The 11530-nt window shown below is 71.8% G+C and carries 9 protein-coding genes; 3 read left to right on the top strand and 6 right to left on the bottom strand.

Features of this window, described 5'->3' with window-relative positions; all coding sequences use genetic code 11:
* The first annotated feature begins 480 nt into the window (after positions 1-480).
* Both FGX59_RS37425 and FGX59_RS37430 read left to right on the top strand, forming a co-directional pair.
* Positions 481-1107, top strand: a complete 627-nt coding sequence (locus tag FGX59_RS37425; RefSeq protein WP_171060465.1) for a hypothetical protein — start codon at positions 481-483, stop codon at positions 1105-1107.
* Complete coding sequence (locus FGX59_RS37430; protein WP_171060466.1) at positions 1104-2039, top strand: helix-turn-helix domain-containing protein; 936 nt, start codon at positions 1104-1106, stop codon at positions 2037-2039. Before FGX59_RS37425 ends, FGX59_RS37430 begins: the two co-directional genes overlap by 4 nt.
* On the opposite strand, the gene FGX59_RS01110 is transcribed toward FGX59_RS37430, so the two are convergent.
* From FGX59_RS01110 to FGX59_RS01135, 6 genes are all read right to left on the bottom strand, one after another.
* Positions 1984-2859 (bottom strand): helix-turn-helix domain-containing protein, encoded by an 876-nt coding sequence (locus FGX59_RS01110; protein ID WP_206078266.1) that lies wholly within the window; start codon positions 2857-2859, stop codon positions 1984-1986. The genes FGX59_RS37430 and FGX59_RS01110 overlap by 56 nt on opposite strands.
* A 2561-nt stretch (positions 2860-5420) precedes the next feature.
* On the bottom strand, positions 5421-6335 hold the full coding sequence (locus FGX59_RS01115; protein WP_138464512.1) for a 5'-methylthioadenosine phosphorylase: 915 nt from the start codon (positions 6333-6335) through the stop codon (positions 5421-5423).
* Positions 6336-6348: 13 nt separating this feature from the next.
* Positions 6349-7137, bottom strand: coding sequence for an ABC transporter permease (locus FGX59_RS01120; protein WP_138464514.1), 789 nt, complete (start codon positions 7135-7137; stop codon positions 6349-6351).
* The gene (locus tag FGX59_RS01125) at positions 7130-8047 is read right to left on the bottom strand and encodes an ABC transporter permease (RefSeq protein ID WP_206078267.1); all 918 of its coding nucleotides are present in this window, start codon (positions 8045-8047) and stop codon (positions 7130-7132) included. Before FGX59_RS01125 ends, FGX59_RS01120 begins: the two co-directional genes overlap by 8 nt.
* A complete protein-coding gene (locus FGX59_RS01130; protein ID WP_138464516.1) occupies positions 8044-9087 on the bottom strand; it encodes an ABC transporter ATP-binding protein in 1044 nt (347 codons plus the stop codon). Before FGX59_RS01130 ends, FGX59_RS01125 begins: the two co-directional genes overlap by 4 nt.
* Before the next feature lie 14 nt (positions 9088-9101).
* Positions 9102-10145, bottom strand: a complete 1044-nt coding sequence (locus FGX59_RS01135; RefSeq protein ID WP_138464518.1) for an ABC transporter substrate-binding protein — start codon at positions 10143-10145, stop codon at positions 9102-9104.
* Positions 10146-10399: 254 nt separating this feature from the next.
* Between FGX59_RS01135 and FGX59_RS01140 the strand changes: the two genes are divergently transcribed.
* The gene (locus tag FGX59_RS01140; RefSeq protein ID WP_138464520.1) at positions 10400-11413 is read left to right on the top strand and encodes a LacI family DNA-binding transcriptional regulator; all 1014 of its coding nucleotides are present in this window, start codon (positions 10400-10402) and stop codon (positions 11411-11413) included.
* Positions 11414-11530 lie beyond the last annotated feature (117 nt).

Raw genomic sequence — 11530 nt, forward strand, 5'->3', positions numbered from 1 at the left:
GAGAGCCGCGCGGCTCCTGTGTGTGCCGCGGAGATGGCTGCGGTCCGAAGGTTGAGGCCCGCCGCGCATGGCGCAACGGCGCTGTCGGCGGCCCGCCCGGACCGGCCTGTCCGTGGCCCCGGCCCGACGGCGGCGCGCATGACCCTGTTCCGGAGATGCGGGCCCGGACCGGCCGGGCGCTCCTGGGGGCCGCGCCGCGCCTGCTGGCGCCCGGCGCCGCAATCCGGTCTGACCCGGGCCGGGCGCTGCGGCGTGACGCCGGGCAGCGGCGGTCGCGGCCTTTGCCGGTCCGCGCGCCGCAAGGACCGGCGCGGCGGCTTTCGTGCGGGGCGGCACGGGACGGCAGGAATCGACAAGACCCTGCCGCCCCGCCCGGCTATCCTGAGCGCCGTATCCCGGGACCGGCGGATGACGGCCCCGCCTCGGGAACGGCCTCCGGTCTTCCCGGGCCGGACGGGATTGGCGGCACGGAGGGCCGGGATGACATCGACGGACGAGGGCCATTGCGGCGTCGGACGCTCCTTCGGGCTGGCCGCCGCGCCCTGCCTCAGCATCCTCCCGCTCGGGAGCGCCGCGCTGTCCGCGAACCTGATCGAGACGGCGGCGCCCGGTCCGCGGGGACGGGACGTCCGCCTGCCCGCGGAGGACGCCTATTTCCTGCTGCTCTATCTCGATCCCGCCGAACATGCGGATATCCAGGAGGATGGCGCGCAGGGGCCCGCACGGACCTATCCCGCCGGCGGCGTCTGCCTCGTCGATCTGCGGGACGGCGCCGCGATCTCCCTGCGGAGCGCGCTGCGCGCCATCGCCTTTGTCTGCCCCAAGCCGCTGCTCCGGCGCGTGGCGGCGCTCTCGGGCAGAGGCAGCGGAAAGCTGCGATGCCTGCGGGGCGAACCCGATCCGGTGGTGGCGCATCTTGCAAGCGCCCTCTGGCCGTTTTTCGGCCGCCCCGCCGCCTCGCAGCCGCTTCTGCGGCATGTCGCGATGGCGCTCTGCGCGCATCTGGTGCACGCCTACGAACGGCCGCCGGGGCCGCTGGTCGGCGATCCGGCCTGCTGCCCCGGCTGCATGGACCCCGGATGCCGCTGCGGAGGGCCGCGCCAGTGACGGCCGTCTGCGCAGCGGATGAGGGCACGCTCGCCCTGCACGCGATCCGCGCCGCGCGCCTGCGATCCGCCGATGATCTCCGCGACCCCTGCGAGGGCCTGTCCGGGCAGGACGGCTTTCTGGTCGACATCCACATGCGGGCGCAGCGGATGCACCGGCTCTGGCGCGGCGACCGCCTCTGGGCCGAGGGGCCGCTGGCCGAGGGCGCGGTCTCGATCCGCGATCTGCGCCCCGGCTGGCGGGAGGCCTGCAGCGCGCCCCCCGACGCGGTGCGGTTCCGCATCCCGTTCGATGCGCTTCGCGCCTTTGCCGTCTCGGCTGGCCGGCCCGAATTCGCCAGGCTGGGCAGCGCCCACGGCATCGGCGACCCGTCGCTGCACGGTCTGGCCCGGGCCCTGGGTCCCGCGCTGGAGGATCCCGGATCGGCCAGCCGGCTCTTCCTCGACCAGATGGGGCTGGCCGTCCTGGCGCATCTCGTGCAGCGCCATGGCGGGCTGCGGCTCAGGGTGCCGCGCAAGGGCGGGCTCGCGCCATGGCAGGAAGCCCGCGCGACGGAGGTCCTCGCGGCGCATCTGTCCGGGCAGGTCGCGCTTGCGGACCTGGCCGCCGCCTGCGGCCTGTCGCAGAGCCATTTCGGACGCGCCTTCAAGACCAGCTTCGGCAAGACGCCGCTGCGCTGGCTGACGGAATACCGCATCGCCAGGGCCCGCGACCTCCTGCGCTCGGGAATGCCGGTCGCGGAGATCGCGCCGCGCTGCGGCTTTGCGGACCAGAGCCACCTGACGCGGGTCTTCTCCGCGATCATGGGGGAGGCGCCGGCCAGCTGGCGCAGGGCGCAGGGGTCGCCCCGCCGGGCAGGCGCGGGGGATGCGCGGGCTAGCTGCGCCGGGCCTGGCGCCAGCGTCCGGGCGAGATCCCCGTCGAGCGGGTGAAGGCGCGGGTGAAGTGGCTCTGGTCCGCGAAGCCGCAGCTCAGCGCGATCTCCTGCAGCGACAGGCGGCTGCTGCCGAGGAGATCCCGGGCCCGGTCGATCCGGCGCTGCGTGATCCAGCGATAGGGCGGCATCCCGGTGGACAGCTTGAAGCCGCGGGTGAAATGCGACCGGGACAGCCGGCAGGCCGCCGCGATCTCGGCGATCTTCAAGCTCCCGTCGAGCTGCGCATCCATCATCTCGCAGGCCCGCACGAGCTGCCAGGGGGCCAGGCCGCGGACCGGAGACGGCGGCGTCACGGTGGCATCGCCGTAGGTAATGGCAAGATGCGTGCACAGCGCCAGGCTGACATGGTCGAGGAACAGCAGGCTGGCGGTCTCGGGCGCCTCGAAGGCCGGCAGCAGCGCGCCGACCAGCCCGCTCACCACCGGATCGGCCACATCGGCACCCGGCGCCGGGTTGAGCGTTTCGACCCGGCGCGTGCCGAGATCCTCCTCGAGCGCGGTCATCGCCTCGCGGGGGACATGGAAATTCACGCAGTCGAAGCGGGATTTCAGGTTCGCCTGCCACGAGCGCTTGTAGTCGTAGAAGCTGAACGCGCCCTTGCGCAGGGAGCCGAGATCGAGATTCCGGCCGTCGACCCAGAGGTCGCCCTCGTAGTCGCGCAGCTGGTAGGCCAGCATGAAGGCGTCTTCGGGGGCGTGCTGCTCCGCGAAACCGTGGTTCGGCGTGTCGCGGGTCAGCCGCGAGACCGAGACGGCCGCCTTGTCCAGCACCGACGCGCGCACCGTCCGCGTCTTCTGGACGCGCAGAAACTCCATGCGTTCGTTGCTTGCCATCATTCTCGTCGACATGTCGTCCAGCCTCTCGGAAGGCGTGCCCCGGAGCGCGGGCGGCGGCCGCCACTGCCCGCGGAGTCTGCCGCAAAGGCGCGGCGCCGCCAATACCGCCGCGCCCTCCGGGCCGGTTTTGCGGTCATTTCGTGCAAGAAACCGATCGTCTCGTACAAGAACGCGCACCGGCGATCCGCCGTCTGCCGGCTCTGTCGTCGCCGCGGCAGGATGCCGAACGATGCCCGCGGACGGGTCGTGCCCCGCCGCGCCCGGTCCGCTCCGGGGGCGCCGGTTTCAGGCAGCCATCCCGGCCGCGCTTGCCGGTCAGGGCGGTTCCGCTCCGCCCCGGCAGGAGGCATGGTCCCGATGCGACCGGGGCGGCGCCCAGTGCCGTCCTGGCGGTCCCGTTTCAATATCTCCCGCTCCGGCGGGCGGCGGATGGATGTCTCCGCCAGCACGCTTTGCGCGCCTCCAGTGCTCCCCCGGAACGTTCGGCCCGCTCCCGCGGACCAGCCTGGACGCTTGCTCATCCTGGCGCGGCCGACCGATGGGCCTGGTCCGCCCCCGGGCCAGGCGTCCGGCGCGGCGCAGGGACGGATGCTCTGGTTCACTTGCGCCGAGCTAGCCGCAGATAGCGGCGAGAGGGGATCCGTGCGGGAAATCCGGCGCTTGGACCGGCCGCATGCCGACATCGGGTGCCGCCGGCGACCGCATGATGTCCCGGTCCGGCTCGCGCACCATTGCTGCGCGATTGCTTCGAGCGCAATGTCGGGCGCTCCGCTGAGACGTGCGGGCCCGCCCGATCTGGTTCGATCCTCTTGGAGCGTGGCCCGGGGCGAGAACAGGCAAGCATGGCCTCCTTGGGACTTTCTCCGCCGGAGGAGGGCCAGGACCCCGGGCGGAGCTTGTTGGAAAAGCCGCTTCGGGTTGGCTCACGGGGTCCGTGCCGACAAGGCGAAGGCGGTGCCGGGCCGGCCTGTCCGCGACCGGATCGCTGCGCAGCCTGACCCCGCACGGCCACGTGCTCCTGCGGGTTGACGCGGCCACCGGCCCGGCGGGCTGCCCGGCAAAGCCCGTCCCCTCCGCATCCCGCACAAGCGAAGCCCGGGAATGGACCGCGGAGCGGCGATCCGCCGGATGCCGGCGGGTGGCCTTGCCGGGACCGTCGGGGACCGGAGACCCGGGCGGGAAGCACAGGTGGACTTGGAAATCCGCTGGGCCGCGGGCTGCGCGCTTCACGGAGACCTGCCCGGCCATTCGTCGCGCGCGCGCATCCGGCAGCGATCGGGCGCGGAAACGCTCCGGATCGTCTCCGCGCAGGGCGTATGGCAGTGCCGGAACACAGGATCGGTCATGGCCGAAACGGGCGAAATGAATGCCCCCCGATCCGGAGCGATGCCGGCATGGATGCACCGGTCGCGCAGCAGCTTGATGCCGCCGAACGGCTATCGCGTGCTGCGGACGGGCAGAAGAAGCTCTGCTCGACCGGCCCCGACGCGAGTTGCCTCCGGATCGAGCGCCGTTGGCCAGGGCGCCCTTGCGCCCGTCGAGGACAGCGCCGCCGCGGGGATCGATGCCGGGCACGGGACACGCGAGGGGCAGGGCACCGGCCTCTTCTCCCGACAGGTTAATCCATTGCGGCTACGCTCGGCGCGCATCCGGGGCGGATCACGGCGGACGCGGCCCGCGGAACGGGCGCCCAAGCGGTACTGGCGGAAAACGAGATCGGCTGCGCCATTCCGGCCCGCAGGCCGCCGTGGCGCGAGGCGGCGCGGGGTTCCGGCCGGGCGCGCCAAGTGGGAGGCCCCGAAGGATGTGGTGCGGCGCGCGAACTGGAAGACACTGAGGCCCGCAATGCCCCGACGGCCCGCCGCTGGCGCCGCACCGGCCGTGAGACGGGACACAGACGGAAGGCTCTGGAGGATCGATGTCCCTGCATCAGCGGCTCCGGCGCTGGCAGGGAGGATTTGGGCCCGGTGGCTCTCCGCCTCGCCGGAGGAGCGGTCGAAGCCGGTCGGCGCCCCTCGCATGGCCGTGCCGCAGGGGGGCCTGTCGCGGGCATTGCCGCGACCGGCAGCGGGCGGGGCGTGTTCGTGCCAGGTCATGAGGAAGCCGCAGAAAGCACCGGCAGGCGCGGACAGGGGCGCAGTGCCGGGTGACTCGGCGGGAGAGTCGGGGCGCGGGAAGCACGCTTGGGTTGAGTCAAGCCCGGAGGCGCTACCCTAAGGGATAGGAGGTCTATCCTTTTCACCGGGGCACTGCCCTGTTTCGGACCTTCTGTCCGGGGGGAGCCGGTGGTAATCTGTATCCAGTTTGATTGACCTGAGACTTTGAAAGAGGCGCCGCAAGGCTCTCTGACGTATTTTGATACGGAAATTTGATTAGGTAGCGAAGCCCGATATGGGCAACCCCTCCGGCACCGGGTCCGCCCGGCGGCCGGAGGGGTCCGCGTTTTATCGAACGCGGCCCGGCCGCAGACGCCGCCACGCAGGTGACGGGCGCCGCGGCGGGAAGAGCTCTCCTTCAGAACCATATCCCGGTGCGGGCGCTCAGAACCGGTCGTAGCGGGCGGCGGGCTGGGGGGTCTTCAGCCCGTGGCAGGCGCAGCCGGCACTGGCGGGCAGGCGGGCGGCGGCGCGCAGGGCGAGTTCCGAGCACAGCCGCGACAGCGAGGGCAGCACGTCGTCCTGCAGGAGCGTGCCGCGCCCGCGGTCCATGTAGTCGTTGAACCCGGCGGTGACGAAGGCGCAGGGGACGAAACAGGCGCCGATCTCGCGGCTCAGCGTCGCCTCGGGCGCGATCGAGTGGTTCATCACGTCGGCCCCCATCGAGCGGAAGGCGAGCGCCTCGGCCGGGGTGGTCAGGCGCGGGCCGTAGGCATGGGCGGCGACCAGCCCCTGCTCGATCCCGTGGACGCGGCAGGCGGCGGGCCAGACGCGGCGGGCCTCTTCGGCCAGGACATCCGCGCAGGCGGCGCAGACGATCGCCTTGCCCGAGGCGTCGAAGCGCTGCCGCCCCGGCAGCAGCGAATAGGGCGTCTGGGTCAGCTCGATGATATCGGCGTTGATCACCAGGTCGCCCGGCTGGATCGCCTTGTTGAGCGCGCCGATGGTGGAGCAGGCCAGCACCCGCTTCACCCCGGCCTGCTGCAGCACCCAGAAGGCGCGGCGGTGGCATTCATGGTCGATCTCGTCGCGCGGATTGCCGTGGGAATACATGCAGAGCGCGCGCTTGGGCCGTCCCTCGGGCGTCAGCGCGCCGTCGAATTCCAGGAGCTTCCAGTTCTCCGACACGCCCCATGGGGTCTCGTAGGCGAGGTCGCGGGCCAGGACGGTGACGCCCTCCATGGCCAGATCCTCGGGGAAGGCCAGGCCCCAGTTGGCCGAGCCGGTGATCAGCGCCAGCCCGACCTGCGGGATTGCGGCGGCGCGGGCTTCGGGGGAGATGGCGGGTTCGGTGGTCATGGGTCTTTCCCTGTCAGGCCTTCCGGCGCGCATTGACGATCAGCACGATGCCGATGACGAGGACGCTCCAGAGGGTGGAGATGGCGGCGATGGTCGGGTCGATCTGGTCGCGCAGCGACAGGAACATCAGCTTCGGCAGCGTGGCGTTCTGGCCCGAGGAGACGAAGATGGAGATCACGGCCTCGTCGAGCGAGGTCAGGAAGGCCATGAGCGCGGCGGTCATCAGCGTGAAGGACATCTGCGGCAGCAGGATCTGCACCAGCGCCCTTGCCCAGCCCGCGCCGAGGCTGCGCGCCGCCATCACCTGCCCCCAGTCGAAGCGGGCGACGGCCGGGCGCAGCACGATGACGGCGACCGGGATGGCCAGCACGACATGGCCGATCAGCACCCCGCCCAGCGTGCCGACGAGGCGCAGCCGGGCCAGCACGAAGAAGAGGCCGATCGCCAGCAGGATGCCGGGGATCACCGAGGGCGCCAGCACGTAGCCGCCGAGCGCCTTCGCCGTCCTGCCGCCGAGCCGGTCCATCGAGATGCAGGCCAGGAGCGCAGCCGGCACGGCCAGCGCCGCAGTCAGCAGGCCGAGGATCAGCGAGGTCCTCAGCGCCGCCATCCAGGTGGGCGAGCCGAAGAAGGTCTCGTACCAGCGCAGCGAGAAGTCCCGCGGCGGGAATTCCAGCAGGTCCGAGGCCGAGAAGGAGATCGGGATGACAATCAGCGTCGGCAGGATCAGGAAGGCGAGCACCGCGCCCGCGTAGATCCACAGCCCCGCGCGGAAGCCGCGGGCGTCGAAAGCATCAAGCATGGGTCCGTCCCTTCCGTCCGGCCAGCCGCCGCGCGGCCGCCAGCATTGCCGCCGCCATGGCGACGAGGATCAGCAGCAGCACCCCGAGCGCCGAGGCCTGGCCCCAGTCCTGGAAGGTCGACATGACCTTCTCGATGCGGATCGCCACCGGGCTGACCTGGCCGCCGCCGAGCACCGCGGGGGTGATGAAGAAGCCGAGCGTGTAGATGAAGACGATCATCGCGCCCGAGCGGATGCCGCCCGCCGCAAGCGGCAGCACGACGGTTGCCAGCGTCCTGGGCAGGCTCGCCCCCATGCTGGCGGCGGCGCGGATCGCGTTGCCGTCGATGTCGCGCATCGCGGCATAGACCGGCAGCACGAAGAGCGGCAGCATGAAATGCACCATGCCGATCAGCGTGCCGGTGAAGTTGTAGACCAGCGCCAGCGGCTCGGAGGCGATGCCGGTTCCGGTCAGCGCCTGGTTCACCAGCCCGTCGCGGCGCAGGAGCACCAGCCAGCCATAGGTGCGCACCAGGATCGAGGTCCAGAGCGGCAGCATGACGAGGATCAGCAGGCGGTTGGCAAGCTTCTGCGGCGCCGAGGCCAGCGCCAGCGCCAGCGGGATGCCGAGCGCCATGCACAGCACCAGCGTCGCGCCCGAGAGCTCGACCGTGGTCCAGACGGATTTCCAGGTCAGGCTGCTCGACAGCAGCTTCTCCCAGTTGGCGAGGGTGAACTCGCCGCGCAGGGTCAGGACGCTCTGGCGCAGGATCCAGAGGATCGGCAGCATGGCGCAGAGCCCGACCAGCACCAGCGCGGGCAGGGACAGCGACAGGAAGAAGGCGCGCTCGCGCTGCGCATCGCGGCGCAGCCCGGCGCGGCCGTCATCGGCGGGCGGGGCGGGGGCGGTCATCGCGGCAGGTCCGGTCATGCCGCCTCCGGGGCCGGGATCGGATGGGCATGGCGGCGCGCGGCGAAGGCGGCGACAGGATCGCCGGGGGCCAGCGTCTCGCAGCCCGCCGCGGCGGCGGCCGGGATGGAAAGCATGACCTCCTTGCCGGAGGCCAGCGCCACCTGCAGGAGCCAGTTCTCGCCGCGATAGGCCTTGCCCGCGAGACGCCCCTCCAGCCGGAGCCCGTCCGTCCCGCAGGTCCGCGCGTCGAGATGCAGGTTCTCGGCGCGGATCATCAGCGTCGCCGCTGAGGACAGCGCCGTGCCGTCGAGCGTGGCGCAGTCGCCGCCCGCCAGGATATTGGCCTCGCCCATGAATTCGGCGACGAAGCCCGAGCCGGGGCGGCTGTAGATGTCCTGCGGCGCATCGATCTGGCGGATGCACCCGTCCTTCATCACGGCGATCCGGTCGGACATGGTCAGCGCCTCGCGCTGGTCATGGGTGACGTAGATCGTGGTGATGCCCAGGTCGTCATGCAGGCGGCGGATCTCCAGCTGCATGTGCTCGCGCAGGTTCTTGTCGAGCGCCGAGAGCGGTTCGTCCATCAGCATGATCCGCGGCTCGAAGACGATGGCGCGCGCGAGCGCGACGCGCTGGCGCTGGCCGCCGGAGAGCTGCGAGATGTCCCGCCCGGCGAAGGCGTCGAGCTTGACCCGCGCCAGCGCGGCCATGGCCCGCTCGCGCGCCTGCCGGCGGGAAACCTTGCGCAGCCGCAGCGGGTATTCGACATTCGCCAGGACATCCATATGCGGGAAGAGCGCGTAGTTCTGGAAGACGATGCCGATGTCGCGGCGGTTCGGCGCCAGCCGGGTGACGTCGCGCCCGCCGATCAGGATGCGCCCGGCCTCCGGACGGACGAAGCCCGCCAGCGCCATCAGCAGCGTGGTCTTGCCGGAGCCCGAGGGCCCCAGCAGCGTCAGGAACTCGCCCGGGCGGATCGCCAGCGAGACATCGTCGAGCGCGACGTAATCCCCGTAGGTCTTGCGCAGCGCGTCGAGCGTGATCGGGATCGGTGTCATTCTGGCTCCCCGGCTCAGCGGTTCATCATCTCGTCGAAGGCGATCTGCGCCTCCTGGCCATGCTCCACCCACCAGGCGGGATCGGAGAAGACCGAGGTTCCGGCATTGGCCGGCGCGGTGGCCAGCAGCGCCAGCCGCTCCTCGGGGATCAGCCCGGTGGCGTAGGCGGCCGGGTTGACCGGGCCGTAGAGGATATGGTCGGTCAGCCGCGCCTCGCGCTCGGCCGTGGTCATGGCGGCGATCAGCTTCATCGCCTCCGCCGCATGGGGCGCGCCTGCGGGCACGGCGAGGCAGTCGGTGCCGATCACCGAGCCGGCAAAGCTGTAATCCGCCGCCCCGCCATCGGCAGCGGCGTTCGCCGCGCGGCCGTTCCAGGTCACGACCAGATCGGCCTCGCCGTCCTTCAGCAGCTGGGTCGACTGCGCGCCCGAGCTCCACCAGACCGCGACCGCGGGCTTCAGCTCCTCGAGCCGGGCGATCGCTCGCTCGAGCCCCTCGCCGGTGGCCAGCACGTCATAGACCTCGTCCGGGGCGACGCCATCGGACAGCAGCGCGATCTCCAGCAGGTCCTGGGCGTTGGCGCGCAGCGCCCGGCGGCCGGGGAAGGTCTCGGTGTCCCAGAACTCCGCCCAGTTCCGCGGCGGCGCGTCGCCATAGGTCTCCGTGTTCCAGGCCATCACCGTGCCGTAGCTGTCGAACGGGTGGCAATAGGCGTTCCGCGCGCCCTCGGGCAGGCCGTCGATATCGACGATCCCGGGGTCGAGCGGCTCCAGCAGGTCTATCGCCGCGGCCTGGGCCGCCTCGAGCGAGCCCATCTGGATCACGTCGGTGGAGACCGCGCCCGACATCACCTGCATGCGCAGCGCGGCGAGGCTGTCGCTCTGGGTGTCTTCGCGGATCTGGTAGCCGAGCGCGTCGCTGGCAGGGGCCCACAGGGCCTCGCGCAGCGCAGCGCCGTAGTCGCCTCCGGAGGTGGTGATCGTGAGGGTCTGGGCCTGCAGCGGGGCGGCCATGGCCATGGCCAGCGCCGCGGAGGGCAGGCTGCGGAAAAGGTTCATCGGGCTTCCCTGTCGAGTCTGGAGTTTCGGTCGAGCCGGGCGATTCCGGCCGTTTTCTCAATTCGTAACGTTACGATTTTCAGAAAGGCGACAATTCCGGAAGAAATTTGTTAGTCTACAATCGATATTTCCGGGGGGCGCCGCCGCGACTGCCCAAAAATTGGACACAGGCCGCGGAAATGGCCGCCGGATGCCTTCCCATTCCCGCCCGCCGCGGGCAATCTGGCCGCCGACCCAGCCTCCCGGACCGATCCATGCCTGCCACCCGCCCCAATCTCCGCCAGATCGCCGACAGCCTCGGCCTCTCCGTGACCACCGTGTCGCGGGCCCTCAAGGACGGGCCGGAAGTGCATCCGAAGACCGTCGCGCGGGTGAAGGAGGCCGCCGCGGCGGCCGGCTACGTGCCGAACCTGCGCGGGCTGGCGCTGCGCACCGGGCGCACCCATGCCATCACCGCGGTGCTGCCGCTCGAGGCGCGGGCCTACCTGTCGGACATCGCCCGGCTGCCCTTGATCGAGGGCATGACCGTGGCGGCGCGGGCGCGCGGCTACACCCTGGCGATCCAGTCGCCGCTGCCCGAGGAGGACCCGCTGGAGGCCCTGCGCAAGATCGTCCATCTCGGCGCCTCGGACGGGGTCGTCATCACGCGGATGACCGAGGAGGACCGCCGCGTCGCCTGGCTGGAGCAGAACGGCGTGCCCTTCGCCACATTCGGGCGCTCGGCCGGCGCGAGCCTGCATGCCTATGTCGATATCGACAATCACCGGATCGCCCGCGAGGCCGCCGCCCATCTGGCCGCCGCCGGGCACCGCCGGATCGCGCTGCAGCTCCTGTCGGGCACCGATGTCAGCAGCGCCGACCGGCTGGAGGGCTACCGCGCGGCGCTGGCCACGGCCGGGCTCGCCGCCGATCCCGCGCTGGTCGGCCGCGACGATTTCAGCCTGGAGGCCAGCCAGACCTCTTTCGCGCGGATGCTCGACGAGGCGGATCCGCCGACTGCGCTGATCTGCGCCAGCGAGCTGGGGCTTCTGGGCGCGATCGCCGCGCTGCGCCAGCGGGGGCTGGTCCCCGGCACGGACGTCGCCCTGATCGCGCGCGACAACACCCGGCTCTGCGGCTATCTCTCGCTGCCGGTCCTGGCGCATCGCGTCGACATGGCGCTGGCGGGCGAGACGCTGGTCGCTGCCCTGGCGGGCCGCATCGAAACCCCCGCCGCGCCGCCCCTGAGGACGGTCATCGCGCCGGGACCGCTCGAAGCCGCGGGCTGAGGCCCGCCCGGCCGGAGCCGGGCGCCGCATCGCAGAGCCGTGCCGCGCCGGTGGCCGCCATGCTCCCGCCGCTTTCGTCGGCCGCCCGGGGGCGCGGCCGGAGCCTCCGATCCCGCA

Source organism: Poseidonocella sp. HB161398 (assembly GCF_005870025.1).
Taxonomy (GTDB): domain Bacteria; phylum Pseudomonadota; class Alphaproteobacteria; order Rhodobacterales; family Rhodobacteraceae; genus Mangrovicoccus.

What these genes read in the sequence shown, in the direction of transcription:
- FGX59_RS37425 (WP_171060465.1), top strand. Translation starts at nt 481, where the DNA reads ATGACATCGACGGACGAGGGCCATTGCGGCGTCGGACGCTCCTTCGGG.
- FGX59_RS01110 (WP_206078266.1), bottom strand. Translation starts at nt 2,859, where the DNA reads ATGGAGTTTCTGCGCGTCCAGAAGACGCGGACGGTGCGCGCGTCGGTG.
- FGX59_RS01115 (WP_138464512.1), bottom strand. Translation starts at nt 6,335, where the DNA reads ATGACCACCGAACCCGCCATCTCCCCCGAAGCCCGCGCCGCCGCAATC.
- FGX59_RS01120 (WP_138464514.1), bottom strand. Translation starts at nt 7,137, where the DNA reads ATGCTTGATGCTTTCGACGCCCGCGGCTTCCGCGCGGGGCTGTGGATC.
- FGX59_RS01125 (WP_206078267.1), bottom strand. Translation starts at nt 8,047, where the DNA reads ATGACCGGACCTGCCGCGATGACCGCCCCCGCCCCGCCCGCCGATGAC.
- FGX59_RS01130 (WP_138464516.1), bottom strand. Translation starts at nt 9,087, where the DNA reads ATGACACCGATCCCGATCACGCTCGACGCGCTGCGCAAGACCTACGGG.
- FGX59_RS01135 (WP_138464518.1), bottom strand. Translation starts at nt 10,145, where the DNA reads ATGAACCTTTTCCGCAGCCTGCCCTCCGCGGCGCTGGCCATGGCCATG.
- FGX59_RS01140 (WP_138464520.1), top strand. Translation starts at nt 10,400, where the DNA reads ATGCCTGCCACCCGCCCCAATCTCCGCCAGATCGCCGACAGCCTCGGC.